This window comes from Mesorhizobium sp. M1227 (assembly GCF_040318315.1).
In the GTDB taxonomy this organism is placed as follows: domain Bacteria; phylum Pseudomonadota; class Alphaproteobacteria; order Rhizobiales; family Rhizobiaceae; genus Mesorhizobium.
In genome coordinates this window covers 623,108-649,400 of the sequence record NZ_JAMYLZ010000001.1, presented here as the reverse complement: position 1 = coordinate 649,400, position 26,293 = coordinate 623,108, and the positions used below count along the sequence as shown (strand labels likewise).

General features: G+C 63.0%; 23 protein-coding genes, 1 tRNA gene and 1 riboswitch. Of the genes, 13 read left to right on the top strand and 11 right to left on the bottom strand.

Features of this window, described 5'->3' with window-relative positions; all coding sequences use genetic code 11:
• Nucleotides 1-173: 173 nt before the first annotated feature.
• Entirely contained in the window at nt 174-3,662 is a 3,489-nt protein-coding gene (locus NKH28_RS02975) for a hybrid sensor histidine kinase/response regulator (RefSeq protein WP_352977724.1), read from the top strand.
• A 3-nt stretch (nt 3,663-3,665) separates the two neighbouring features.
• Here the strand turns inward: NKH28_RS02975 and NKH28_RS02970 are convergent, their stop codons facing one another.
• Together NKH28_RS02970 and NKH28_RS02965 are read right to left on the bottom strand one after the other, a co-directional pair.
• Nucleotides 3,666-4,328 carry a response regulator gene (locus NKH28_RS02970; protein WP_502895700.1) on the bottom strand — a complete coding sequence of 221 codons (663 nt, stop codon included), beginning with the start codon at nt 4,326-4,328 and terminating at the stop codon, nt 3,666-3,668.
• Between the two features lie 119 nt (nt 4,329-4,447).
• Nucleotides 4,448-4,879, bottom strand: a complete 432-nt coding sequence (locus NKH28_RS02965; protein WP_352501713.1) for a hypothetical protein — start codon at nt 4,877-4,879, stop codon at nt 4,448-4,450.
• A 126-nt stretch (nt 4,880-5,005) separates the two neighbouring features.
• On the opposite strand from NKH28_RS02965, the gene NKH28_RS02960 reads away from it, so the two are divergent.
• Nucleotides 5,006-5,356: a DUF952 domain-containing protein gene (locus NKH28_RS02960; RefSeq protein ID WP_352541315.1), complete on the top strand. Its 351-nt coding sequence runs from the start codon at nt 5,006-5,008 to the stop codon at nt 5,354-5,356.
• On the top strand, nt 5,353-6,429 hold the full coding sequence (locus NKH28_RS02955) for a quinone-dependent dihydroorotate dehydrogenase (protein ID WP_352541314.1): 1,077 nt from the start codon (nt 5,353-5,355) through the stop codon (nt 6,427-6,429). Before NKH28_RS02960 ends, NKH28_RS02955 begins: the two co-directional genes overlap by 4 nt.
• A 3-nt stretch (nt 6,430-6,432) precedes the next feature.
• Here NKH28_RS02955 and NKH28_RS02950 read toward each other — a convergent pair whose 3' ends face one another.
• Entirely contained in the window at nt 6,433-7,857 is a 1,425-nt protein-coding gene (locus NKH28_RS02950; protein ID WP_352977722.1) for an MATE family efflux transporter, read from the bottom strand.
• 50 nt (nt 7,858-7,907) lie between these two features.
• Here NKH28_RS02950 and NKH28_RS02945 point away from each other — a divergent pair, with 50 nt between their 5' ends.
• The gene (locus tag NKH28_RS02945; protein WP_352977720.1) at nt 7,908-8,810 is read left to right on the top strand and encodes a histone deacetylase family protein; all 903 of its coding nucleotides are present in this window, start codon (nt 7,908-7,910) and stop codon (nt 8,808-8,810) included.
• A 4-nt stretch (nt 8,811-8,814) separates the two neighbouring features.
• On the opposite strand, the gene NKH28_RS02940 is transcribed toward NKH28_RS02945, so the two are convergent.
• A complete protein-coding gene (locus NKH28_RS02940) occupies nt 8,815-9,078 on the bottom strand; it encodes a DUF6460 domain-containing protein (RefSeq protein ID WP_352774685.1) in 264 nt (87 codons plus the stop codon).
• A 131-nt stretch (nt 9,079-9,209) separates the two neighbouring features.
• Between NKH28_RS02940 and NKH28_RS02935 the strand changes: the two genes are divergently transcribed.
• A tRNA-Gly gene (locus NKH28_RS02935) sits at nt 9,210-9,283 on the top strand.
• 314 nt (nt 9,284-9,597) lie between these two features.
• Here NKH28_RS02935 and NKH28_RS02930 read toward each other — a convergent pair.
• Nucleotides 9,598-10,587, bottom strand: a complete 990-nt coding sequence (locus NKH28_RS02930) for a LysR family transcriptional regulator (RefSeq protein ID WP_352541312.1) — start codon at nt 10,585-10,587, stop codon at nt 9,598-9,600.
• Between the two features lie 317 nt (nt 10,588-10,904).
• Between NKH28_RS02930 and chvE the strand changes: the two genes are divergently transcribed.
• From chvE to NKH28_RS02905, 5 genes are all read left to right on the top strand, one after another.
• Nucleotides 10,905-11,969 (top strand): multiple monosaccharide ABC transporter substrate-binding protein, encoded by a 1,065-nt coding sequence (gene chvE, locus NKH28_RS02925; protein WP_254816339.1) that lies wholly within the window; start codon nt 10,905-10,907, stop codon nt 11,967-11,969.
• 99 nt (nt 11,970-12,068) lie between these two features.
• Nucleotides 12,069-13,601, top strand: coding sequence for a multiple monosaccharide ABC transporter ATP-binding protein (mmsA, locus tag NKH28_RS02920; protein ID WP_023677359.1), 1,533 nt, complete (start codon nt 12,069-12,071; stop codon nt 13,599-13,601).
• Nucleotides 13,598-14,890, top strand: a complete 1,293-nt coding sequence (mmsB, locus tag NKH28_RS02915; RefSeq protein WP_292659525.1) for a multiple monosaccharide ABC transporter permease — start codon at nt 13,598-13,600, stop codon at nt 14,888-14,890. Before mmsA ends, mmsB begins: the two co-directional genes overlap by 4 nt.
• Before the next feature lie 190 nt (nt 14,891-15,080).
• Nucleotides 15,081-16,073, top strand: coding sequence for an AraD1 family protein (gene araD1 / locus NKH28_RS02910; RefSeq protein ID WP_352541310.1), 993 nt, complete (start codon nt 15,081-15,083; stop codon nt 16,071-16,073).
• A gap of 27 nt (nt 16,074-16,100) precedes the next feature.
• Entirely contained in the window at nt 16,101-16,553 is a 453-nt protein-coding gene (locus NKH28_RS02905; RefSeq protein WP_352541309.1) for a hypothetical protein, read from the top strand.
• Between the two features lie 17 nt (nt 16,554-16,570).
• Here the strand turns inward: NKH28_RS02905 and NKH28_RS02900 are convergent, their stop codons facing one another.
• A complete protein-coding gene (locus NKH28_RS02900; protein ID WP_352541308.1) occupies nt 16,571-17,665 on the bottom strand; it encodes a 2'-deoxycytidine 5'-triphosphate deaminase in 1,095 nt (364 codons plus the stop codon).
• A gap of 135 nt (nt 17,666-17,800) precedes the next feature.
• Nucleotides 17,801-17,878, top strand: a riboswitch (SAM riboswitch).
• A 70-nt stretch (nt 17,879-17,948) separates the two neighbouring features.
• Here NKH28_RS02900 and NKH28_RS02895 point away from each other — a divergent pair.
• Complete coding sequence (locus NKH28_RS02895; RefSeq protein ID WP_352541307.1) at nt 17,949-19,139, top strand: O-succinylhomoserine sulfhydrylase; 1,191 nt, start codon at nt 17,949-17,951, stop codon at nt 19,137-19,139.
• 37 nt (nt 19,140-19,176) lie between these two features.
• On the opposite strand, the gene NKH28_RS02890 is transcribed toward NKH28_RS02895, so the two are convergent.
• On the bottom strand, nt 19,177-20,328 hold the full coding sequence (locus tag NKH28_RS02890) for a ceramide glucosyltransferase (protein WP_352541306.1): 1,152 nt from the start codon (nt 20,326-20,328) through the stop codon (nt 19,177-19,179).
• A gap of 227 nt (nt 20,329-20,555) precedes the next feature.
• Here NKH28_RS02890 and apaG point away from each other — a divergent pair, with 227 nt between their 5' ends.
• Nucleotides 20,556-20,948 (top strand): Co2+/Mg2+ efflux facilitator ApaG/CorD, encoded by a 393-nt coding sequence (gene apaG / locus NKH28_RS02885; RefSeq protein WP_352470114.1) that lies wholly within the window; start codon nt 20,556-20,558, stop codon nt 20,946-20,948.
• Nucleotides 20,949-20,954: 6 nt separating this feature from the next.
• Here apaG and NKH28_RS02880 read toward each other — a convergent pair whose 3' ends face one another.
• The 3 genes from NKH28_RS02880 to NKH28_RS02870 all read right to left on the bottom strand — a co-directional run bounded on the left by NKH28_RS02880 (nt 20,955) and on the right by NKH28_RS02870 (nt 24,253).
• Nucleotides 20,955-21,965, bottom strand: a complete 1,011-nt coding sequence (locus tag NKH28_RS02880; RefSeq protein ID WP_352541305.1) for an Hsp33 family molecular chaperone — start codon at nt 21,963-21,965, stop codon at nt 20,955-20,957.
• Nucleotides 21,966-22,127: 162 nt separating this feature from the next.
• Nucleotides 22,128-23,039 carry an ornithine carbamoyltransferase gene (gene argF, locus NKH28_RS02875; protein ID WP_352977717.1) on the bottom strand — a complete coding sequence of 304 codons (912 nt, stop codon included), beginning with the start codon at nt 23,037-23,039 and terminating at the stop codon, nt 22,128-22,130.
• A gap of 14 nt (nt 23,040-23,053) precedes the next feature.
• Nucleotides 23,054-24,253: an aspartate aminotransferase family protein gene (locus tag NKH28_RS02870; protein ID WP_352541303.1), complete on the bottom strand. Its 1,200-nt coding sequence runs from the start codon at nt 24,251-24,253 to the stop codon at nt 23,054-23,056.
• A 355-nt stretch (nt 24,254-24,608) separates the two neighbouring features.
• Here NKH28_RS02870 and NKH28_RS02865 point away from each other — a divergent pair, with 355 nt between their 5' ends.
• Nucleotides 24,609-25,133, top strand: a complete 525-nt coding sequence (locus tag NKH28_RS02865) for a GcrA family cell cycle regulator (protein WP_023677348.1) — start codon at nt 24,609-24,611, stop codon at nt 25,131-25,133.
• Nucleotides 25,134-25,223: 90 nt separating this feature from the next.
• Here NKH28_RS02865 and NKH28_RS02860 read toward each other — a convergent pair whose 3' ends face one another.
• On the bottom strand, nt 25,224-26,231 hold the full coding sequence (locus NKH28_RS02860; protein WP_352541302.1) for a magnesium and cobalt transport protein CorA: 1,008 nt from the start codon (nt 26,229-26,231) through the stop codon (nt 25,224-25,226).
• Nucleotides 26,232-26,293 lie beyond the last annotated feature (62 nt).

Here is a 26,293-nt window from a genome sequence, read left to right as displayed (position 1 = left end):
CAGAATAGCAAAAACCTGCGGTTGCAACAGGATCAAAAGCTGGTTTCAGCCGGTCACGATTGCCCGACGCAGCCGATATAATACGCCGAAAGCCGCGATGGACTTGATCGCCAAGCTGTGATTGCGTCTGCAAGGCCGGATAAAAAAACCGGCGCAGGGAGGAAGTTCGAGGCGTGCAGGGCTGGTTCATCGTCATCATCGCGATCGCCTATGTGACGTTGCTGTTTGCTATCGCCAGCCTGGGCGACCGGCGCTCGACGTCATCGGGGCCTGGCCGCGCCCGGCCCTTCATCTATGCGCTCAGCCTCGCCATCTACTGCACCTCCTGGACCTTCTTCGGCTCGGTCGGGCTGTCCTCCGAGCGCGGCCTGGAGTTCCTCGGCATCTATATCGGACCGGTGCTGGTGTTCGTGTTCGGCTTTCCGCTGCTGCAGCGCATCGTCAGGCTGGCCAAGACCGAGAAGATCACCTCGATCGCCGACTTTCTCGGCGCCCGCTACGGCAAGAGTTTTGCTGTCGCGGCGATCGCCACACTGATCGCGACCATCGGCGCGGTGCCCTATATGGCGCTGCAATTGAAGGCGATCTCGGGCTCGGTCAGCCTGATGGTCGAGCACTATACCGGCTCGCCGCCGTCGTTCGATCCGTTCGTCAGCGACATCTCGCTGGTCGTTGCCATGCTGCTGGCGCTGTTTGCGGTGCTGTTCGGCACGCGCCACGCCGATGCCACCGAGCACCAGGACGGGCTGGTGCTGGCGGTGGCAGTCGAAACCGTGGTCAAGCTCGCCGCCTTCCTGGCAATCGGCCTGATGGTCATGTTCCTGATCTTCGGTGGGCCAGGCGACATGTTCGACCGGCTCGCCGAAAACACGCAGGTGCGCCAGGCGATGGGCTACAACACCTCGCTCGCCACCTGGCTGGTGCTGACATGCCTGAGCGGCTTTGCCATCCTGATGCTGCCGCGCCAGTTCTATGTCACCATCGTCGAGAACCGCAGCGAGGCCGAGCTGCGCACCGCGACATGGGTGTTTCCGCTCTATCTGGTGGCAATCAACCTGTTCGTGCTGCCGATCGCGCTGGCCGGCCTGGAACTGGTCGGCCCCAGGACCAGCAGCGACCTTTACGTGCTGTCGCTGCCGCTGTTCAGCGGCCACGACGTGCTGGCCATGGCCGCCTTCATCGGCGGGCTGTCGGCGGCGACCGCAATGGTGATCGTCGAAAGCGTCGCGCTGTCGATCATGATCTCCAACGACCTGGTCATTCCGCTGTTCGTGCGCCGGCTGCTGCGGACCACGACATCCGAGAACGAGGACTGGTCGACGCTCATCCTCAATGTACGCCGGGCGGCGATCTTCATCATGCTGTTCATCGCCTTTCTCTACTACCGCGAGAGCACCAATAGCGCGCGGCTGTCCTCGATCGGCCTGATGTCGTTCGCCGCGATCGCGCAGTTCGCGCCGGCAATGATCGGCGGCCTGATCTGGCGCGGCGCCAACGGAAGGGGTGCCGCACTTGGCATGGTCGCCGGCATCGTCGTCTGGAGCTATACGCTGCTGCTTCCCTCGCTCGTCGCGCCCGATACCGGCATCCTCGTCCACGGCCTGTTCGGCTTCGATGCATTGCGGCCGCAAGCGCTTTTCGGCACCGTCGCCGAGCCGCTGAACCATGGCGTGCTGTGGAGCCTGTCGATCAATACGCTGTTTTTTGTGTTCGGCTCGCTGTCGCGCGCCTCAGTGCCGCTGGAACGCATCCAGGCATCGATCTTCGTCCCGCGCGAGGCGGGCCCGCTGCCGAGCCTGCGCCGCTTCCGCACCACCATAACCGTCAACGACCTCAAGGACACGATCGCGCGCTATCTCGGTGTCGAACGCACCGAGCGGTCGTTTCAGTCGTTCGAAAAGAGCAGCGGCACTTCACTGCACGGCAACGAACAGGCCAGCATGGATGTCATCCGCTTCTCCGAGCAGCTTCTGGCCAGTGCCGTCGGCTCCTCTTCGGCGCGGCTGATCCTGTCGCTGCTGCTGCGACGCAACGACCGCGAATCCAAGGACGCCTTCCGCCTGCTCGATGACGCCACGGAGGCGCTGCAGCACAATCGCGATCTGCTGCAGATCGCACTCGACCAGATGGAACAGGGCATCACTGTCTTCGACCGCGATTTCCGGTTGATTTGCTGGAACCGCCAGTACCGGGCGCTGTTCGACCTGCCCGACGAGATGGGCCAGGTCGGCGTCTCACTCGATCGTATCCTGCGCCACCTTGCCGAGCGCGGTGACATACCGGCAGACCAGCGCGTCACCATGCTCAACCGCCTGACCAGCTTCGTCAGCCCATGGCAGATGGAGCTGAAGACCAGCGGGCGCATCCTGGAATTGCGCTCCAATCCGATGCCGGACGGCGGCATCGTCGCCACCTACGCCGACATCTCTGGACGCGTCGAGCAGGATCTGGCGCTGAAGCGCGCCAATGAATCGCTGGAGCAGCGAGTGAAGAACCGCACTGCGGAACTCACCCGCGTCAACGAGGAGCTGGCGCAGGCGCAGATGCTGGCCGAGGAGGCCAATCTCGGCAAGACCCGCTTCCTCGCTGCCGCCGGCCACGACATCCTGCAGCCGCTCAACGCCGCCCGCCTCTATTGCTCATCGCTGATCGAGAAGACCGGCAAGGGACCTGCCGGCAAGGCGGCGATGAACATCGAATCGTCGCTGGAATCGGTCGAGACCATCCTCGGCGCGGTGCTCGACATTTCGCGCCTCGATGCCGGCGCGATGAAGCCGGACGATACGAGCTTCGGCCTCGACGGGCTGCTGCGCCAGATCGGCAACGACTTCCGGCCGCTTGCCGCCGAAAAGAAGCTCGAACTCTCGATCATGCCGTCGTCGCTCAGCGTCATGACGGACCGCAATCTGCTGCGCCGGCTGATCCAGAACCTGGTCTCAAACGCCATTAAATATACGCGCCATGGCCGCATCCTGGTCGGCGTGCGGCGGCGCGGCGAACTGGCCGAGATCCAGGTTATCGACACCGGCATCGGCATTGCCGGCGACAAGCTCAACACCGTGTTTCGCGAATTCACCCGGCTCGACGAGGGCGCACGCGAGGCGGAAGGCCTCGGCCTTGGGCTCTCCATTGTCGACCGCATCGCCCGCGTCCTGCGCCTCGAAATCCGGATCTTCTCCAACCCAGGCAAGGGCACACGCTTTTCCGTGTTGCTGCCGGTGGCGGCCGTGCAGGCACCGCGGCGTGAGGCGGAGGCGAAGCCGCCTGCCCGTGCAGCGGCCTCGCTTGCCGGGCTCAATGTGCTCTGCATCGACAACGACGCCCGCATCCTCGACGGCATGCGGCTCCTGCTCGAGGGTTGGGGCTGCAGCGTCGACACGCTTTCCGGCGCGGAGGATCTCGACAGGTCCGGCATGCATCGGCCGGACATCGTGCTTGCCGACTATCATCTCGACAACAGGACCGGCCTCGAATTGATCGCCCAGTTGCGTGCGATCCATGGCGAGGACCTGCCGGCCGTGCTGGTCACCGCCGACCGCTCCAGCGAGGTTCGCGGCGCTGCCGGCAGGCTCGACGTGCCGGTGATCAGCAAACCACTGAAACCGGCGATGCTGCGCTCGATGATGGCCAGGGTCAGGCCGCTGGCGCCGGCGGCCGAATAGGAATCAGCCGGCCGCCTGAACCGGGTCGCTGCCGATTTTGGACAAAAGGATGACCGCCTGCGTGCGGCTGTCGACCCCGAGCTTCTGCAGGATAGCCGAGACATGCGCTTTGATCGTCGCTTCGGAGACCCCGAGTTCATAGGCGATCTGCTTGTTGAGCAGTCCCTCAGCCAGCATGCCGAGCACGCGCGTCTGCTGTGGGGTCAGCGCCTGCAGTCGCTTGATCAGATCGGAAATCTCAGGATCGCGCTCGACGCCGAGATCGACCCCGGCGGGTGCCGCGATATCACCTGCGAGCACCGACTGCACCGCATTGCGGATCTCCTCCATGCTGGCCGATTTGGAGATGAAGCCGGAGGCGCCGAGATCGAGCGCGCGCCGGATCGTCACCGGATCGTCATGCGCCGAGACCACCATCATCGGCACCGCCGGATGGATGCCGCGCAACGAAATCAGGCCGGAAAGACCGCTTGCCCCCGGCATCGAGAGATCGAGCAGCACCAGATCGACGTCCTCATTGGCCAGGACCAGCGCCTTGGCGCTTTCGAAATCGCCGGCCTCGTGAATGGCGGCAACGTCTCCGATGCCCACGAGTGCCTCCCTCAATGCACCGCGAAAAAGCGGATGATCGTCGGCAATGACGAATGTGTAGCCCAACGGTGATATCCCTCCCCGAATCCCGTTGGCGATTTTCCGCCTTGCAGGATCTGAACGATCATAACGCTACGCCTGCTGTTCGGCGTGGCCGGCTTGCTATTCCCGCCCCAGGTCTTTTTGCGAATTGCCTAGGTCTTTTGCGAATTGGGCTTGGCGCCGTCTTCGTCCTTGTCCATGTCCTTGACGATGTCCATGAAGCTGCGCAGGAAGCGCTCCATGTAGCCCATCGTCTTGTTGAAATCCTCCTCGCTGGGCAAAGTCGATTCGAAACGCGCGGCAAGCGAATTTTCGAGCTTGGCGACGCGCTCGTCGAGCGCCTTCACCGAATTTTGCAGCCGGTCGACCTCATCCTGGAGGGCGGCACGTTCGTCGGCCGCCGTCTTGCAGACGAGCTGGCCAGAGCGTTCCTCGCAGAGCGACATGGCGCCGGTTTGCGTATCCATGCGGACATAGCCATTGGCCGATTTCTCCAACCGGTAGCGATCGGCTTCCTCGGAAAAGGCCGACGCCGCGACAAGCGACACCACTGCTGCGGGGATCAAGACGTGTTTCAGACGCATGTTTTCCTCCATGAGCCAGTCAGCGCAATCTATCACAGTTTGCGCCTGAAATGGGGACCAACCTGAAATGGAGAAGAACACGGGCCTGCCCTTCCCCGCGTGGTCGGTTCGGACTATAGCGCAACCATGTCCGAGATCATCTACAAGATAGTTCCCGAGGCGCTGTGGCGCGAGGCTGAAAGAGAAGGCCGCTTCACCGGCGCGCCTATCGACGTCGCCGACGGCTTCATCCATTTTTCCACCGCCGGGCAGGTTCGGGAAACGGCAGTAAAACATTTCGCCGGCCAGGCGGGGTTGCTGCTGGTTGCCGTCGACAGCGCGCGCCTCGGCAATGCGCTGAAATATGAGGTCTCGCGCGGCGGCGCCCTGTTCCCGCATCTCTATGGCGGGCTCGGCCTCGATGCGGTCGTTTCGGTGCAGGCATTGCCGCTCGGCGCTGACGGCCGGCATGAATTCCCGGCGCTGGAGGCCGAATGAGCGCGTTCGACCGGATCGGCCAGAAACTGCTGTTTACGCTCGATCCGGAAACCGCGCATGGGCTGTCGATTGCCGCGCTGAGATGCGGGCTGCCGGTCGCCGGTCGTCCGCCGCACGACAACAGGTTAAAGGTCAGCCGTTGCGGGCTGGATTTCCCGAACCCGCTCGGCATGGCCGCGGGTTACGACAAGAATGCCGAAGTGCCGGACGCGCTGCTCGGCCTCGGCTTCGGCTTCGCCGAGGTCGGCACGATCACGCCGCTGCCGCAGACGGGCAATCCGAAGCCGCGCATCTTCCGGCTGCCTTCGGACGGGGCGGTGATCAACCGGCTGGGCTTCAACAATGAAGGCCACGCCGCCGCAGAGAAGCGTCTTGCCGCCCGAAAAGGCCGCCCCGGCATCATCGGCATCAACATCGGCGCCAACAAGGACAGCGCCGACCGCGTCAGTGATTATGAGCGCGGCGTGATCCGGTTCGCGCGATACGCCGGCTATCTGACAATCAATATCTCCTCGCCGAACACGCCGGGCCTGCGCAATATGCAGGCGCGCGAACAGCTTGGCGAGCTCCTGTCGCGGGTCATGGCCGCGCGTGCGGCGGCACCGGCAAAACCGCCCGTGTTCCTCAAGATCGCGCCGGATCTGGTCGAGGCCGAGCTTGAGGACATCGCTGCCGAGATCAGCGACAAGCAAATGGACGGCGTCATCGTCTCCAACACAACGATCGCGCGAGCCGGCCTGAGCAGCGCCGGCCTTGCCGGCGAGACCGGCGGGCTTTCGGGGAAACCCTTGTTCGAGCGCTCGACTATCGTGCTGGCAAGGATGCGAAAACTGCTTGGCCCGGATCCTACTATCATCGGCGTCGGCGGCGTCGATTCCGCCGAGACGGCGCTGGAAAAGATCCGTGCCGGCGCCGATCTCGTCCAGCTCTATACCGGCATGATCTATGCCGGGCCCGCGCTGCCGGGGCGCATTCTTTCCGGCATGGCCCGTTTCATGGACAATCAAGGGCTGAAGTCGCTGTGCGAGCTTCGCGACAGCCGCCTCGATCACTGGGCGGCGAAACCGCTTTAGCGATCAGTTAAAGGCTGTGCGCACCCGCAGCCGCAATATGGCGAGCAGGCTGAAGCCGCGTACCAGCAGGAAGACATGCAACGCCGCCCACAAGCCGTGATTACCGAAGGCCGGCGCCAGGATCAGCAGCGCGGCGCTGAACGCCAGGAATGACAACAGCATCATGTTGCGCATGTCGCGCGACCATGTTGCGCCGATGAAGACACCGTCCATCTGGAAAGCCAGCACGCCGCTGAGCGCGGTGAACGCCGCCCAGGGCAGGTAGATGTCGGCAATGGCGCGGACGTCCGTCGAGGTCGTGATCAGGGCGATCAGATCCGTGCCCTCCAGCAGGAAGAAGAGCGTCGCCGCGCCGGCCAGACCGAGCCCCCAAAGCAGCGTCAGACGCACCGCCTGATCAAACGCCGTGGCGGCACGGGCGCCGATGGCGCGCCCGGCGAGCTGTTCGGCAGCGGTGGCGAAACCATCGAGGAAATAGCCGGCAACCAGGAAGAGGTTCATCAGCACGGCGTTGGCGGCCAGCGTCAGAGTGCCGAATTGTGCGCCCTGGCGCGTGAACAGCGCGAAGGCGGCGAGCAGCGAAAAGGAGCGGATCATGATATCGCGATTGAGCGACATCATGCGCAGGAATGCCGGCAGATCGAGGACGCGGTGGCGCGGCAGCCTGGGCGCCGCCCAAAAGCGCCGGCCGACAATGGCGAGACCAAGCAGCATGGCGACGAATTCGCCGGTGACCGTTGCCCAAGCAACGCCGGCAACGCCCCAGCCGAGCTCCAGGCCAAGCAGGAAGCAGAGGACGATGTTGATGCCGTTCAGCATCAACTGCAGCATCAGCCCGAGCCCGCCCTCGCCGCGCCCAAGCACGTAACCGAGGATGGCGTAATTGATCAGCGAGAACGGTGCCGCGAGCATCCTGATGCGGATATAGACGTCCATCGCCGCGCTGACGCGCGGTTCGGCGCCTATGAACCATTGCCCGGCGGTGGAGACCAGCGGCGCAAGCGCGGCAAGCACGACGCCGGCGACGACCGCGATCAGCACGGCGCGCCAGAACACCGCCTGCTCCTCCAGCGCATCGCCGCGCCCGAAGGCCTGGGCGACGAGGCCGGTGGTGCCGGAGCGCAGGAAATTGAAGGTGGTGAAGACGACATCGAAGATCAGGGCGCCGGCCGCCAGGCCGCCGAGAAGGGCGGCGTCGCCGAACTGCCCAACCACCGCCGTGTCGACAATTCCGAGCAGCGGCGTCGTCAGATAGGCAAGCGTCATCGGCACGGCGATGGCGAGCACCGAGCGGTTGGTGACGACGAAGGCCCCGGCTTCGGTGGCGTGGGCTTCGGCGGGTAAAGCCTGCTCCAAACGCGTGTTGCTTCCCGTTGCGGCTTGATCGGCCAGCCGATGTGCCCCAATTTGCGGACCTCGCGCAACCATCCACCCCGTTATTGTCAACCGAAACCCGCCTCTGGCGCATCGGCCGCCCCATGCCCCTGCAGATCGTTCATCATCCCGACTACGACGCCGGCTTCGCCGTCAACCACCGCTTCCCGATGAGCAAATATCCGCTGCTGATGGACGCCTTGCGGGCACGCGGCCTGGCACGTCCCGAAGCGCTCAACATGCCGGAGGCGGCGCGGCCATCATGGCTGAAGCTTGCCCACGCGGTCGACTATGTCGACCAGGTGCTTGCCTGCGAAGTGCCGGTGGCGATCGAGCGCGAGATCGGCTTTCCCGTGGGACCACGGGTTTCGCTGAGGGCGCAGCTCGCAACGGCCGGCACGGTGCTGGCAGCGCGGCTGGCGTTGCTGAACGGCATCGCCTGCAACACTGCCGGCGGCAGCCATCATGCACGGCGCGCGCAAGGCGCCGGCTTCTGCACCTTCAACGACGTAGCCGTTGCCGCGCTGGTGCTTCTCGCCGAAGCTGCTGTCCAAAACATCCTGGTCGTCGACCTCGACGTGCATCAGGGCGACGGCACGGCGGATATCCTGAACGACGAGCCGCGCGTGTTTACCTTCTCCATGCATGGCGACCGCAACTACCCCGCGCGCAAGATCGCCTCCGATCTCGATGTCGCCCTGCCCGACGGCGCCGGCGATGCAGCCTATCTGGAGCGGCTGGACGCCATCCTGCCGGAGCTGTCGGCGCGAAGGCGCTGGGGCCTCGTCTTCTACAATGCCGGCGTCGATGTCCATGTCGAGGACCGGCTCGGCAGGTTGTCGCTCACGGATGACGGGCTGCGCGCCCGCGACGATATGGTGATCCGCCATTTCCGCACGCTTGGCATACCGGTATGCAGCGTTATCGGCGGAGGCTATTCGACGGATGTCGCAGCACTTGCTGCACGGCACGCCATCCTGTTCGAGGTGGCGGCGGGCTACGCCTGAAAATTCACTTCCGGTAGTTAGCGATCCTGAGCAGGATGAAGGCCGGCACGACGATCGCGGCACCGAGCAGGATGTAGCCGAGAAAGCGGTCGATGGCGTGGAAGCCCATATTCCACAGGTCGGTGAAGAATTTGCGGATGCCGTAAAGCACATCCATCGGCGACCAGCCGAAGGCATTCATGACCAGCCCGACGAGGAACGACACCACAAGCAGCTTCAGGATCACCCGGAGCGGCGTGTCGCCGAGAAAGCGGTTCAGTGCGGACAAGCCTGTCTCCACAGTCGGGTGCCGCGATTCGGGCACATGCCTAGAAATACGCAGTTGGTCGTCCGGCATCAAGCCGAGCCCTCAAACCGGATTGCGCATCGGCGCCGGGCCATGATATCGGAGGAACCAGCGCGGGTATGATGTAATGGTAGCTTGTCAGCTTCCCAAGCTGAACGCGCGGGTTCGATTCCCGCTACCCGCTCCAGCTTTTGCCCCGGGTGCATTGCACTTGTTCTGGCCAAGCTGAAAACCAGCGGATTTATAGGCAGTTTTACAGCCCGGCTGGCCGTCTTTCATCTGTTTGGCCGATGTGCCAGTTCGTGGAATATCTCACATTGAGGGTCGGCGGGGCCTCGAATGACCCCAACCGGAAAGTCTACCCTTGGCCCGCTGGCTTCTGCTGGCGGGCTTTTTTGAGCATCAGGCAGTAGTAGCCGACGTGCATCGGCGCCGCTGCTGGCGGGCCCTGTCTGGTCGTCTGGCCGGGCCGCGGGATGCGCCCGCTACCCGCTCCAACCCTCAGCCCACCTCTCGCAAAATAAAATCGTGCAGCATCTTGGCTGCCGGTGACAGCGCGCGGTTCTTCACCGTGATCAGGCTGTAGGGCCTGACCTCGATGTCGAATTCAGTCTGGACGACATCGATGGCGCCGGCCAGGCCTTCGGGGTTCTGGATGAACTTCGCGACCTGGATCGAAACCGGCGCAATGGCGTCGGATTGCGCGACCATGACCAGAGTCAATAGCAGCGAGCTGGTGTTGAGGATGCGGTCCGGCAGCGCGATGTTGCGGTTCAAAAAGTTGCTTTCCATCGCCTGGCGCAGCGGCGAGCCGCCCGACTGGAAAACCCAGTCATAGGCGGCGGTGTCTTCCAACCGGACCGCCTTGCCCTTGGTCAGCGGGTGGCCGCGGCGCACGATCAGGCAGGCTTTCTCGACGCCGATAACGCGCGCTTCGAACAGCCGCGGATTGAGGTCGTCGGGGATGCGGGCGATGATGAAATCGTGGCGCGAGGCGATCAGCTCGCGCGCCAGGACGTTCGAGGTCTCGACCTGCATGGTGATTTCGATGCGCGGATAAAGGCGCCGGATCTCGCGGATCGCCGGCACCGCCAGCTCGATCGCCGGTGCTGTCACCGCGCCCAGGAATACCGAGCCGCCCTTGCCCGCCTTGAGCTCGAAAATCTCGCGGTCGACCTCACGCATCTCGAGCAGGATCGATCGCGCGCGCCGTGCCAACGCCTTGCCATAGGGTGTCAGCGTGATGCCGCGCGGCAGCCTTTCGCAGAGCTTGACGTCGAGCACGGCCTCCATCTCGGCGATCATGCGCGAGGCCGCCGGCTGCGAGATGTTCATGACCTGGGCCGCGGCGCTCACCCGGCCGTGCTCGTCGAGGGCTGCGATCATGCGCATGTGACGCAGGCTCAAGCCGCTGCGCAGCAAGGTTCCGCCATCACTCGGAATTTCATCGTAACTGGCTGATATTCCGTCAGGATTTCGCAGCGCCGCCATGATTCTTCTCTGCTCTTACGCCCGGCGCCTTGGCTGGATCCGGCAGCGTCGTCAGTAGCCTAAGCCATATCAGTCTCGATATAGCAACCATCAAAGATCGCATTTGACAGTTATGGCAAAGCGACACACCCTTCGCGCGTCCTGAGGCTTGACGGTCGGTGACGAGGGAAAACTCGTATCGATTGAAACCAGAGTCTCGGGGCCGATTGGGAGGATACCGGAGATCGATTGACGGCAGCGGCGCGTTTGGCGCTCCTGCACGATTGCGCGGCCCACGAAACCCAAGGGTACGCGTCCATCAACCAGGGAGAGTTAATGTGAAGATTATCAAGACACTGGCCGCCGTCGCGGCCCTAGGCATCGCGGCCATGACGCTGCCGGCGCAGGCGGGCGAAGGCCTGATCGGCGTGCTGATGCCCACCAAGACCTCGCAGCGCTGGATCAACGACGGCGACGCCGTCAAGTCCCAGCTCGAGGCTCTGGGCTACACTGTCGACCTGCAGTACGCGCAGGACGACATTCCGAACCAGCTCAGCCAGCTGGAAAACGAAATCACCAAGGGCCCGAAGGCGCTGATCATCGCTTCGATCGACGGCACCACGATGGGCGATGCGTTGCAGAAGGCGAATGACGCCGGCGTTGTCGTCGTCGCTTACGACCGCCTGATCAAGAAGACGCCAAATGTCGACTACTACACCACCTTCGATAATTTCGGCGTCGGCGTCATCCAGGCCAAATCGCTGCTCAAGGGTCTCGGTTATCCCGAGAAGAAGGGCCCGTTCAACATCGAGTTGTTCGGCGGTTCGCCGGACGACAACAATGCGTTCTTCTTCTATAACGGCGCCATGTCGGTTCTTCAGCCGCTGATCGACGACAAGACCCTCGTCGTGAAGTCCGGCCAGATGGGCATGGACAAGGTCGGCACGCTGCGCTGGCTGGCGGCAACCGCCCAGGCCCGCATGGACAATCTGCTCTCCGCCAACTACTCGGACGGCAGCCGCGTCGATGGCGTGCTCTCGCCCTATGACGGCCTGTCGCGCGGCATCATCGCTTCGCTGCGCGCCGTAGGCTACGGCACCGCCGATCAGCCATGGCCGATCGTCACCGGACAGGACGCCGAGACCGCTTCGGTCAAGGCGATTATCGCCGGCGAACAGTATTCGACCGTGTTCAAGGACACCCGCGAACTCGCCAAGGCGACGGTCGAACTCGTCGACAAGGTGCTCTCGGGCGGCAAGCCGGAAGGCCTCGACACCACGACCTACAACAACGACGTCAAGGTCGTTCCCTCGATCCTGTTGACACCGCACGACGTCGACAAGTCGAACTATCAGGCCCTGGTGGTCGACTCCGGCTACATCAAGGCCGAAGAGCTGAAGTAATCGCGGTTACAAAGCCTGGGGTCCTGCGCAGGCAGGGCCCCTTTTCGTTGGCGAGCCAGCCCGGTATTGTTTGCGGACCTCGCAGGAGTGGTATTCTCAATGGCATCGACGATTTTGGAGATGCGCGACATCACTAAGACGTTTCCCGGCGTCAAGGCGCTGTCGAACGTCAAGCTCATGGTCGAGGAAGGCGAGATCCATGCCGTGGTCGGCGAGAACGGCGCCGGCAAGTCGACGCTGATGAAGGTGCTGTCGGGTGTGTATCCGTCCGGCACCTATGACGGCCAGATCATCTATCGCGGCGATGAGTGCCATTTCAAAGGCATCCATGACAGCGAGCGCAAGGGCATCGTCATCATCCACCAGGAGCTTGCGCTGGTGCCGATGCTGTCGATCGCCGAAAACATCTTTCTCGGCAACGAGCACGCCAGATACGGCGTCATCGACTGGAATGCCAATGAGGCGCGCACCAGCGCCCTGCTCAAGAAGGTCGGCCTCAAGGAAGACCCCAACACGCTGATCACCAATATCGGCGTCGGCAAGCAGCAGCTGGTCGAGATCGCCAAGGCGCTCAGCAAGGAAGTGAAGTTGCTCATTCTCGACGAGCCGACCGCGAGCCTGTCCGAAAAGGACAGCCAGGCGCTGCTCGATCTGCTGCTCGAATTCAAGCGGCAAGGCATCACTTCGATCCTGATCTCGCACAAGCTCAACGAGGTGAACCGGGTCGCCGACAAGGTCACCATCATCCGTGACGGGCGGACCATCGAGACGCTGGCCAAGAAGGACATCTCGGAGGACCGCATCATTACCTCGATGGTCGGCCGTTCGCTCGACGACCGCTATCCGCCGCGCGAGCCGAAGATCGGCGAGACCGTTCTCGAAGTGAAAAACTGGTCGGTCTACCACCCCATCCATGCCGAGCGGCAGGTCATCAAGGGTATCAACCTCAACGCCCGCAAGGGCGAAGTGGTCGGCATTGCCGGGCTGATGGGTGCCGGCCGGACCGAGTTTGCCATGAGCCTGTTCGGCCGGTCCTATGGCCGTCGCATCACCGGCGAGGTGTTCCTCAACGGCAAGCCGATCGACGTCTCTTCGGTGAGCAAGGCGGTGGAACACGGCATCGCCTACGTTACCGAGGACCGCAAGACCTACGGGCTCAACCTGATCGACCACATCAAGCACAACATCACGCTGGCCAACCTGCCCGGCGTGTCGCGCCACGGCGTGATCGACGATTTGCGCGAGCTTTCGGTCGCCAACGATTATCGCGGCAGGACCAATATCCGCGCCTCGAGCGTCTACCAGATGACCGGCAACCTTTCTGGCGGCAATCAGCAGAAGGTGGTGCTGTCGAAATGGCTGTTCGCCAATCCGGAAGTGCTGATCCTCGACGAGCCGACACGCGGTATCGACGTCGGCGCCAAGTATGAAATCTATACGATCATCGCGCGTCTCGCCTCCGAGGGTAAGGCAATCATCGTCATCTCGTCGGAAATGCCCGAACTGCTCGGCATCACCGACCGCATCTACGTCATGAACGAAGGACGCATCGTCGGCGAAATGGCGGCAAGCGACGCCAGCCAGGAAAAGATAATGCGCGCCATCGTCCGCGGAGAAGGAAAAGCATCATGAGCACCGAAAGCGCTCCCGGGCCGCAGACCGGCGTTGCCCAGGATCTACAACAGGGACCTCGCATTGCCGTCTCGGCGCTGGTCACCAACCTGCGCGAATACGGGTTGGTGCTGGCGTTGATCGCAATCATGGTGTTCTTCCAGTTCACCACGTCCGGAACGCTGTTCAAGCCGGTGAACCTCAGCAATCTCGTGCAGCAGAACAGCTTCATCATCGTGATGGCGCTGGGCATGCTTCTGGTGATCGTTTCGGGCCACATCGATCTCAGCGTCGGCTCCGTCGCCGGCTTCATCGGCGCGCTGGCGGCGATGATGATGGTCATCTGGCCGCTTGGCCCATTGAGCAATCCGCTGGTGGTGTCGATCATCTGCCTGATCGTCGGTGGTGCGATCGGCGCGGCACAAGGCTACTGGATTGCCTATCACCGAATACCGAGCTTTATCGTCACGCTGGCGGGCATGCTGATCTTCCGCGGCATCTGCCAGGCGCTGCTGGGTGGCGGGTCTTCGGTAGGGCCGCTTCCCGTCGGCTTCAAGGCGCTCAGTTCCGGCTTCATTCCGGACCTGATCGGCCCATTGACGCTGATACCGCCAACCGTGAACGCCGCCGGCAAAACCATTGTCGGCAGCGGCCTGACGCTGCACCTGACGACGATCGTGATCGGCCTCGTCGCCGTGCTCGCCTATGCCTATTTCGGGCTCAGGGCACGGCGCACCCGGGAGAAGCATGGCTACGAAGCCGAGCCCTTCTCGCTGTTCGTCGTCAAGACCCTGGTGATCAGCGCGCTGGCGCTGTTTCTCGTTTACCAATTCGCCACCTATAGGGGCCTCCCCATCGTTCTCATGGTGATGGGCGTGCTGATCGCGTTGTTCGTCTTCGTTACCAAACGCATGACGATCGGCCGTCGTATCTATGCGATGGGCGGCAATGCCAAGGCAGCCCAGCTATCGGGCATCAAGACCGAACGGCTGACGTTGATGGTGTTCATCAATATGGGCGTGCTGTCGGCACTCGGCGGCCTGATTATCGCAGCGCGCCTGGGGCAGGCTGTGCCGGCGGCCGGCCTCGGCAGCGAGCTCGACGTCATCGCCGCGGTGTTCATCGGTGGCGCTTCGGCGATGGGCGGCGTCGGCCAGGTGATCGGCGCGGTGGTCGGCGGCTTCATCATGGGCGTCATGAACAACGGCATGTCGATCATGGGCGTCAATGTCGATTGGCAGCAGGTGGTCAAAGGCCTGGTGCTGCTCGGCGCCGTCGTCTTCGACGTCTACAACAAGAACAAGGCTTGAGAGGCAACCAGGAGGCATACGGGTCACATCGCGGCGCTGCCGGGCGGCGCAAAAAAGTCCCCGAGGGACCTGATCCGCGAGCGCAATCCGGACGAAGAATTTCAACCGAGGCGCGGACAAGGGTCCGAGCCGCGCTGGGCAGGGTTTGCCAAGAAAGGCACGCCAAGCCCGCAATTCAGAGAGGGTTACCATGCTGATCTCACAAATCCTCGACGACGCCGAGACGATCCGGGTCGTTGCCCGCAACGGCGGCAAGACCCGCGTCATCAACGGCGCCCGCAGCGTCTATTCGCTGGCGATGGAAGCCGCGCGTACCGGCAGCGGGCTTGTCGCCCTGATCGAGCGCAAGGGCTTCGGCGAAACCGTCGATCTCGACGCAGCCTACAAGAAGGGCCGGCTGCTGTCGCCGATCAACCATCCCGATCCGGCGCATCTCCATCTCACCGGCACCGGGCTGACGCATCTCGGCTCCGCCGCGACCCGCGATTCCATGCACAAGAAGCTCAGCACGGACGGCGAGGAACAGCTGACCGATTCCATGAAGATGTTCCGCATGGGGCTTGAGGGCGGCAAGCCGGCGAAGGGCCAGATCGGCGTGCAGCCGGAATGGTTCTACAAGGGCAACGGCACCATGGCGGTGGCGCCCGGTGCGGCGCTTATGTCGCCGGCCTTCGCTCAGGATGCCGGCGAGGAGCCGGAAATTGCCGGCATCTATGTGATCGGCGACGACGGCGCCCCCTTCCGTGTCGGCTTCACGCTGTCGAACGAGTTTTCCGACCACGTCACCGAGCGCGTGAACTACCTCTTCCTCGCCCATTCCAAGCTGCGCAACGCCTCGTTCGGGCCGGAGATCCTGATCGGCGATCTGCCGCCCGACATCCGCGGCGCTTCACGCATCCTGCGCGACGGCAAGCTGCTTTGGGAAAAGCCGTTCCTGTCGGGCGAGGCGAACATGTCGCACACCATTGGCAATCTCGAGCATCACCACTTCAAATACTCGGCCTTCCGCCAGCCGGGCGACGTGCATGTGCACATGTTCGGCACGGCGACGCTGTCCTTCGCCGACGGCATCAGGACCGAGGCCGGCGACGTATTCGAAATCGAGGCGCAGGATTTCGGCCTGCCTTTGCGCAACCCGCTTGAAATCGAGCAGCCGGTGAAGGTGGTGGTGAAGGCGTTGTAAACTGGTGACATAATTCAGGGGCGAGAAATGAACGGCCTGCGGATTGGCACTGTGTTCGTAAGTTTAGTCCTGTTCCTCGCCTATTTCTCCCCAGCGGCTTACAGCGCCGGACAATGCAGCGCAAAATCCTATCGCGAGGCCCGGATGTCGATGACTAACCGGCTTCTGGCCACCGGCTATTCGAAATCGCAAGTGAGCTTTCTGATGCGCAACGCGGATCGCATGACGTCCGCACTCCGCGCTGACAGACTGAACGACAATGGCAGAGCCTGCGGTGTCGACTCCGCCAGAGCCCATGTGCTGGGATGTATCGACAAGCAGTTGTTCCCCTTGCAGTCCAGCTCAAGCGCCTCACTTGACGACGAGAAGCAAACCAGAGGATTTTGGGGGAAGAAGCGATTGGCAGTGCGAGAACTGCTCTTTATCGGTCAGTTTCATGGCTGCCTTGGCGCCGCGAAAGAATATCTGTTTCGCGGCTGACGGAATTGCGAACAAGCTCAGCGGGCGGCGCGGAAATGCTTGGACAGTTTCAGGCCCTGTGCCTGATAATTCGAGCCGAGATCAGTGCCGTAGAGCGCCTGCGGCCGTTTCAGCATGTGCTCGTAGACCAGCCGTCCGACGATCTGGCCGTGGTCGAGGATGAACGGCACTTCGTGGCTGCGTACCTCGAGCACCGCCCGGCTGCCGGTGCCGCCCGACGCCGAATGGCCGAAACCCGGGTCGAAGAAACCGGCATAATGGACGCGGAACTCGCCGACCAGCGGATCGAAGGGCGTCATTTCGGCCGCGTAGAGCGGCGGCACATGCACCGCCTCGCGCGACACCAGAATATAGAATTCGTCCGGATCGAGCACCAGCTCGCCGGCACCGCTCTTGTAGAGCGGCTCCCAGAAATCGACGACATCCTGCGCGGCGCGCTTGTCGACGTCGACCAGGCCGGTGTGGTGCTTGCCGCGATAGCCGACAAGCCCATCCTTGTCGCCGTCGAGGTCGATCGACAGCGCGATGCCGCCGCCTGAGATGTTGGGTGGTTCGGTGGCGACCAACATTTCGGCGTGGTGCAACTCGTGCAGCTCGTTTTCCGACAAGAGCGCATTGCCGGTGCGGAACCTGACCTGCGACAGCCGCGAGCCGGTCCGCACGACAATCGGGAAAGTGCGCGGGCTGACCTCCAGATAGAGCGGGCCTTCATAGCCGGCGGCGATCTTGTCGAACTCGTGGCCACGGTCGGTCATTACCCGGGTGAAGATATCGAGCCGTCCGGTCGAGCTTTTCGGGTTGGCGGAGGCGGAAATATGGGCGGGCAGCGCCAGGCTCTCGAGCAGCGGCACGATGTAGACGCAGCCGGTTTCCAGCACGGCACCTTCGGCGAGGTTGATCTCGTGCAGCTTCAGCCGGTCGAGCTTGTCGACAACCCTGTGGTCCGGGCCGGGCAAGAAGGAAGCACGCACCCGCCAGGCCTTGTCGCCGAGCCTAAGGTCAAGGCTGGCCGGCTGGATCTGATCGGCATCGAGCGTGCGCGGCGATTTCAGCGCGCCCGTCTGGAACAGCGCGGAAATATCCTGATCGGGAAGAATGCCTGTCTGCCGCAAGGGTCTGGCTCCGTTCGAACGCCGGGCGAGGTCTTGTTCTGTCGCAGGTCCGACCGTGGACGCGTTTGGCACCTGCTTGGTACAACCCTCTTAATCATGCCGGCAATTGACGCAAGCGTGGCGCGGGTCTAAAGCTCGTTATCCCGTGGTGATTTGGCCGGTCGGCTTGCAGCCACGTTAAACAAGTCGCTAAAGGACCGTCAGGCCGCAAGGCCATATGGACCGGTTGCGACTTTCGCGACCGGTTTTTTGTTGTTTGGACCAATTTTGGTGTTTGGATGGAATGATGACCAAGAAGCGCGACTGGAAGCCTCAGACCGCACTCGTGCATGCCGGAACGCTGCGTTCCGGCTTCGGCGAGACCTCCGAGGCGATGTATCTCACCCAAGGCTATGTCTACGAGACGGCGCAAGCGGCGGAGGCCCGCTTCAAGGGCGAGGAGCCGGGCTTCATCTATTCGCGCTATGCCAATCCGACGGTCGACATGTTTGAAAAACGCATGTGCGCGCTGGAAGGAGCCGAAGACGCGCGCGCCACGGCATCCGGCATGGCGGCGGTGACGGCAGCACTGCTGTGCAGCGCCAAGGCGGGCGACCATATCGTGGCGGCGCGCGCGCTGTTCGGCTCCTGCCGCTGGGTGGTCGAGACGCTGGCGCCGAAATACGGCATTGAGGCAACGCTGGTCGACGGCACCGACATCGCCAATTGGGAAAAGGCGGTCAAGCCAAACACCAAACTGTTCTTCCTGGAAAGCCCGACCAATCCTACGCTGGAAGTGATCGACATTGCCGCCGTCGCGGCACTTGCCAATGCGATCGGCGCCAGGCTGATCGTCGACAATGTGTTCGCCACGCCCTTGCAGCAGAAACCCCTGCAGCTCGGCGCCCACATCGTCGTCTATTCGGCCACGAAGCATATTGACGGCCAGGGGCGCTGTCTTGGCGGCATCGTTCTGTCGGACAAGAAATGGATCGACGAGAACCTGCATGACTATTTCCGCCACACCGGCCCAAGCCTCTCGCCCTTCAATGCCTGGACGCTGCTGAAGGGCCTGGAGACGCTGCCGCTACGCGTACGCCAGCAGACGGAAAGTGCCGGCCGCATCGCGGATTTCCTGGCCGAGCGCCCGCAAATCGCCCGTGTCATCTATCCCGGCCGTGCCGACCACCCGCAAGCGGCCGTGGTCAAGAGGCAGATGTCGGGTGGCTCGACGCTGATCTGCATGGATGTGAAGGGCGGCAAGCAGGCGGCCTTTGCCTTCCAGAACGCACTCGACGTCGTGCTCATTTCCAACAATCTCGGCGACGCCAAGAGCCTGATCACCCATCCGGCGACGACGACGCACAAGAACTTGACCGATGAGGCCCGCGCCGAGCTCGGCATCGGACCGGGAACGCTCAGGCTGTCAGTTGGCCTTGAGGACGCCGACGACCTGCTCGAAGACATCGAGCAGGCACTGAGAGTTGCCGGATAAGGGCTGGCCGAACAGAGGCGAGCGGGAACGCGCCCGATCAGGCGCCGGACGGGGTCTCTTCCAGCTCCGCGACGGTCTTTGTCTGGATAGTCATCACGTTGCCGCGCCAGTCGACGGCGCCGCTCAGCCATCCGCGCGCCCAAATGGCGGGAAGCATCAGGTCTCGCGCCATCATCGCCGGGATCGTGCGCGGCGACAGGTGCCATCCCTTGGCCGAGGCCAAGGCGCATTCCGGCAGGTAGGCCGCGACCAGCACGGCGATGGCGGTTGCCGGCAGGCTGACGCCGGCGTCAGCCGCCGCGATCAGCGCAAACACCAGCGGCGGCGCCGCGCCGATCAGGATCTCGGGGGCGAAGAACAGCGCGAAGGTGACGCGGCGCAGCCGCGCCCAGCGCGCCTGCCGCGACCAGATCTCGCCAAGCGTGCGCCGGCCGAGCGGCTGTTCGAAGGGCGAGGCGACAAGATTGACCCGCAGTCCGAGCCCGTTGACCAGCTTGGTCGCGGCCGCGTCCTCGGCGATCTCGGCGGCAAGCGCGCGGATGCCGCCATTGGCGTCGAGCATCGGCTTGTTCCACAACATGCTCTTGCCCTGCGCGAAGCCGAGGCCGAGCGCCTCTCCGGCGTACTGCCAGCGTGCCTGCAGCGTGTTGAGAAAGGCGCATTCGACCTCCCCCCAGAAGCCGTCCGGCCGCGAGCCGATCGGCGTCGAGCAGACGAGGCCGGTGTCGTGCCGCCATGCCGCCATCAGCTGCTGGACGTAGTCGCTCGGCATAAGCACATTGGAATCGGCAAGGATGACCCAGCGATAACGCCCCGCCTCCCAACCCTTCACGCAATTGTTGAGTTTTGGATTGCCGCTGATGCGGTCGTCACCGACTAGAAGGCGGGCGCGAATAGCTGGAAAGCGCGCCATTGCTGCGGTGATCGGCTTGACCACCGGGTCGTCGGCATGGGCGACACAGAAGATGAGTTCGTAGCGCGGCCAGTCGAGTGAGAAGGCGCGCTCCAGCGTCTCTTCGGCAAACGGCTCGACGCCGCGTGCCGGGATGACGATCGATACCGGCGGCGCGTTGGCGGGCGGTGCGATCCTGGCTGGTCGCTTCAGCTTCAGCGAAGCTAACAGGATGCTGGCGAGATTTGAAAGAAGGAGGGCTATGGAAAGGAGGGCGGCTGCGAATGTCGGTTCCATCGAGATCTGGTCACTCCAGAAGTGCCGGCCGCATGACGGCCGTTTTCAACAATTCGACAGAACGCTGAGTCGCCCGGCACAAGCCTGCACACCATCATTGTCATGTGTCACTTAAATGACATTGTTTTTCGGCACCTGCGCTCGAGTCGGGCAAGGAGATGACGCGCATCGTTGATCAAACTGCGCTGAGCGTCGAAAGTTCCATCTACATTGCTTTGGAGCAGTTTATGTACAGCGCCGTCACCCGCAACATCGAAGTGCAGGTCAGGCCGTTCTATCTGGAGGATCACTCCGACCCTCCGCAAAACCGCTATGTCTGGGGATATCAGGTGACCATCGACAATCAGTCGGATGAGTTCGTGCAGCTTCTGTCGCGCTACTGGCACATTACCGACGGCACCGGCAAGGTCGAGGAAGTGCGCGGCCCCGGGGTCGTCGGCGAGCAACCCGGACTCAACCCCGGCGACAGCTATCAGTATACGTCTGGATGCCCGCTCTCGACGCCGTCCGGCATCATGGTCGGGCACTACACCATGCGCAACAGGCGGGGCGAGACGTTCGACGTCGCCATCCCCGCCTTCTCGCTCGACTTGCCGGGAATGCGGCGCACCGTCAATTGACGGCCGTCATCCGGCCGCTGCAAACTCCGCCGGGTCGAAGTCATATTGCTTCGAGCAGAATTCGCAGGCGACGTGAATGCTGCCATCCTCGGTGCTGTCCCTGATCTCCTCGGCGGAAAAGCCTTCAAGGATGCCGTGGATCTTGTCCCTCGAGCATGAGCACTGGTCGGCGACCGGCACCCCGCCGAACACACGGACGCCATGCTCGTGGAAAAGCCGGTAAAGCAGCCGTTCGGCGCCGATCGTCGGATCGATCAGCTCGGTCGGTTCAATAGTACCAAGCAGCGCCAGCAGCTCCTGCCAGGAATTGTCGGTCGGGTCGTGGATCTCCTCACGCGGATCGCCGTCGCCACCGGGAAGGTCGGGTACGCGCATGCGCTCCGCCGATTGCGGCAGGAATTGTGCCAGCAGGCCACCGGCCCGCCATTGCTCGCGAGCACCGCCGACGCCCGGCGTCAGAAGCTTGGCAACCGAAAGCCGGAGGTCGGTCGGAATCTGCTCCGACTGGCGGAAATAAGTGCGTGCGGCATCTTCCAGTGTGACGCCGTCGAGCTGGACGATGCCCTGGTAGCGTTGTGTGTGGGCGCCCTGGTCGATGGTCAGCGCCAGGACGCCGCTGCCGAGCAGCGTCTGCGGTGACGTCTCGCCGGCAGAAGTCAAAGCCTGCAGCCGGTCGGCATCGAAGCGGGCATAAGCGCGCAGCGCGTGCGGCGTGGAGAAATCCGCGACCAGCATGTCGACCGGCCCGTCGGTGCGGGTCTGCAGAATGAACTTGCCCTCGAACTTCAGCGAAGTTCCGAGCAATACCGTCAACACACAGGCTTCAGCCAGGAGCCGGGCGACCGGCTCGGGATAGTCGTGACGGCTGAGAATAGCATCGAGCATCGGCCCGAGCTGGACGGTGCGACCGCGCACGTCGAGTGGGCCGACCTCGAACGGCACGACATGGTCGTCGCCGGCGTAGCCGAATTCGCCGAGCTTGGGTTTATGTTCAGCCAATTGATGAGTTTCCAACATGACAAAGCTCCGGGGCGCGGCGATGCCGCCCTCCGGGGCGCATGCGACGAGACGCGCTCGATTTGCGTGATGCGCCTGAGATAGGCACCACCAACTCCCGGATCAAGGCGGCCCAGATCAAGGCGGCGCAGATCAGGCCGGCGCGGATTACCGCGGCTCGTATCAAACGCCCAGGCACCAGGCCAGGACTGCCTTCTGGGCATGGAGCCGGTTCTCGGCCTCATCGAACACCACCGAATGCGGTCCGTCGATGACCTCGTCGGTAACCTCCTCACCGCGATGCGCCGGCAGACAGTGCATGAACAGCGCATCCGGCTTGGCTTTCGCCATCAGTGCCGCATTGACCTGATAGGGCAGGAAGACATTGTGGCCGCGGGCACGGTGCTCCTGGCCCATCGACACCCAGCAGTCGGTGACGATGCAGTCGGCCTCGTAAACGGCCTCCTCGGGCGAACGGGTGAATTTCAGCTTGCCGCCATTGGCTTTCGACCAGTCGACATGCTTCTGGGCCGGTTCGCTGCCCTCGGGCACGGCGACATTCAGCTTGAAATGGAACCGCGCGGATGCCTCCAGCAGCGAATGCAGCACGTTGTTGCCGTCGCCGGTCCAAGCGATCGTTTTACCGGCCACCGGACCGCGGTGCTCTTCGAAGGTCATGATGTCGGCCATCAGCTGGCAGGGATGGGTCTCGTCGGTCAGCCCGTTAATGACGGGGACCGTAGCGTTTTCCATCAGTTCCAGCAGCCGGTCATGCGAGGTGGTGCGGATCATGATGGCATCGACGTAGCGCGACAGCACCTTGGCCGTGTCGGCAATGGTCTCCGAGCGGCCAAGCTGCATCTCGGTGCCGGTCAGCATGATCGTCTCGCCACCCAATTGCCGCATACCGACGTCGAACGACACGCGCGTGCGCGTCGACGGCTTGTCGAAGATCATCGCCAGCACCTTGCCTTCGAGCGGCTTGCTGCGTTCGCCGGCCTTGAGCCTTGCCTTTCGCACCGCTGCGTCGTCGAGCATGAAGCGCAGATCGCCTTCGGAAACGGCGGAAAGATCGGTGAAATGGCGAAGGGACATCAGGAATTCCAGGATTACTTCGCAGCGGCAGCGACGATGGCATCTGCCAGGCTCTTGGCGCCGACACGAATGCGCTCGAGCGCTTCGCGGATCTCGGCGTCGGTGACGGTGAGAGGCGGCAGCAGGCGGATAACGTTGTCGCCGGCCGGAACCGTCAAGAGATGCTGGTCACGCAGTGCCACCGTGACCTTGGTGTTGGGCATCGCGCATTTAAGCCCGAGCATCAGGCCGGTGCCCCTGATGCTTTCGATAACATCCGGAAATTCGTCGGCGACGCCAGCGAGCCCCTGCTTCAACAGCAGTGCCTTGCGCTGGACGTCTTCGAGAAAGCCGTCTTCCAGTACCACGTCGAGCACGGCGTTGCCGACCGCCATTGCCAGCGGATTGCCGCCGAAGGTGGTGCCGTGCACGCCGGCGGTCATGCCGACCGCTGCCTCGTCGGTGGCGAGGCAGGCACCCATCGGGAAGCCGCCGCCGATGCCTTTGGCCACCGCCATGAGGTCGGGGGTGACACCCGCCCACTCATGCGCGAACAGCTTTCCGGTGCGGCCGACGCCGCATTGGACCTCGTCGAAAATCAGGAGCAGTCCGTGCTGATCGCAGAGCTGCCTGAGCCGCTTCAGCGATTGCGTCGGCACTTGCCTGATGCCGCCCTCGCCTTGCACCGGCTCGATCAGGATCGCCGCGGTTTCAGGCGTGATCGCCTTCTCGGTGGCATCCACATCGTCGAAACCGACCTGGTCGAAGCCGTCGACCTTGGGGCCGAAACCTTCCAGATACTTGTACTGGCCGCCGGCGGCGATGGTCGCCAGGGTGCGGCCGTGGAAGGCGCCTTCGAAGGTGATTGTGCGGTAGCGCTCGGGATGGCCCTTGACGAAGTGGTAGCGCCGCGCCGTCTTGATGGCGCATTCGAGCGCCTCTGCGCCGGAATTGGTGAAGAACACCTTGTCGGCAAAGCTTGCGTCGGCCAGCCGCTCGCCGAGCCGGCTCTGTCCCGGAATCTCGTACAGATTAGAGACGTGCCAGAGCTTGGCGGCCTGCTCGGTGAGGGCCGCGACCAGATGCGGATGGCTGTAGCCCAACGAATTCACGGCGATGCCGCCGGCGAAATCGAGATATCGCTCGCCCTTGTCGGTGACCAGCCAGGTGCCTTCACCGTGGTCGAAAGCCAGGGGTGCGCGAACAAAGGTCTCGAAAAGCGCCGAACCGCTCATTATATGCGTCTCCGGAACCGGAAAAATCAAAAAGCCGCCAAAGCGGCGGCCCTTGTGGCTTATCGTGTTTTTCGGCCGTGAAGTCAACGAAAAGGTCGCGCAAGGTCGCGCGGCAAGCCCCCCAGCATAACGCCGGCTCCTAAGCGACCGGGCAAGTTGGGGAAAACCGAAAAAACCGATTCGTGTTGGCCTTGGGACTCTTGTCACCGAGTCAGCGCATAAGGTAATTGTAGTAGAGAAATAACTAGATTTCGTGCGGCGGACCTAATCACCCGATATATGTGGTGTCTGCCCGGCAGAAGCCGGGTCGGGAATGGATTCCGATTGCCGCACGTTTCAGCAGGAGCGCGGTCTCATGAACTGGACTGACGAGCGAGTCGAACTTCTCAGAAAATTGTGGTCGGAGGGCCTCAGCGCCAGCCAGATCGCCGCACAGCTTGGCGGGGTCAGCCGCAATGCGGTCATCGGCAAAGTGCACCGGCTGAAACTGTCCGGTCGCGGACGCACGACCGCCTCACCGGCACGCCAGAAGAAGACGGTGCAGGGATCGACGATCCAGAAATCGGTGTCCCGGGCAGCAAGCGCCACGCGCCATGCCACCACCTCGATGTCGATCGGTGCGACCGCGCTCAAGGCGCAGTTCGATGCCGAACCGGTGGCGCGCCACTATATCCGCCCGGTCGAGAACGTCGTCGTGCCGATCTCGCGGCATCTGCAACTTGTCGAACTCAACGAGCGCACTTGCAAATGGCCGAACGGCGATCCGCTTTCGGAAGACTTCCATTTCTGCGGCAACGACGCCGCCGAAACCGGCCCCTACTGCAAGTACCACGCCCGCGTGGCGTTCCAGCCGGCATCGGAGCGGCGGCGGAGCAGGTGAATGGTGAATGGTGAATGGTGGCGGGCTGAGCTTGGAGTAAGAAAGCAAGGCTCTTGCCTAGCCCTATTCACTATTGATCATTCACCCACTTCATAGCCACCCATTCTTGCGAAACCGCCAGTAAAGAAACGTGCAGATCAGGGCAATTGCCGCCAGGACGGCCGGGTAGCCATATTCCATCCTCAGTTCCGGCATGTCGCTGAAATTCATGCCGTAAATGCCGGCGAATGCCGTCGGCACGGCCAAGATTGCGGCCCATGAGGCAAGCTTCTTGGAGATCGCCGTCTCCTGGCTTTGACCGACCAGAAGGCTCGCCTCGAAGGCGAAGGCGAGAACCTCACGCAGGCTGTCGATCTTTTCCTGGACAGTGCGGATGTGGTCGGTGACGTCGCGAAACAGCGGGTGCATGGCTGTGTGGATTTGCGGCAGATCGGCGCTGGTGAGCCGCCGGCAGACCTCCACCAGCGGCAGGGCCGCATTACGCAGGCGCAAGAGATCGCGGCGCAGCATGTAAAGCCGTTCGATATCGGAGCCGGTCATCGGTTTCAGCAGAACCTTGTCCTCGATCGCCTCGACCTCGTTTTCGATCTGCTCAAGCACCGGCATATAGTTGTCGACGATGAAATCGAGAATGGCGTAGAGGACGAAATCCTCGCCCTTGGCAAGGGAATGCGGGCAGCTTTCCCAATGCTGGCGAACGGCGGCGTAGGAGGTCGACGGGCCATGCCTGACGCTGACGATGTAGCCCGCGCCGACGAACAGATGCGTCTCGCCGAAGGTGACGCGGCTGTCGATCAGCTGCGCCGTGCGGGCAACGATGAACAGGGCATCACCATATTGCTCGATCTTCGGTCGCTGGTGCGGATGCTCGGCGTCCTCGATCGCCAGCTCATGCAGATGGAATTGCGCCTGGACGCGCAGCAACAAATTGCGGTCGGGCTCCAGCAGTCCGATCCAGACCACGTGGCCCGGCTTCCCGGCCCATTCGCCGGCTTCCTCGATCGGAATGTCGGCGATGCGCCGCCCAGCCGTATAGACGCCGCAAGCGATTATACCCGACATCGGCGGCGCAGGAGCAAACTCGCGGACATATCCCATCGCAGCCTCCTGAAGGCGGGGCCTTCATCGCGGAACTGAGAAGTCGGCGCGTCGAAAGCTTA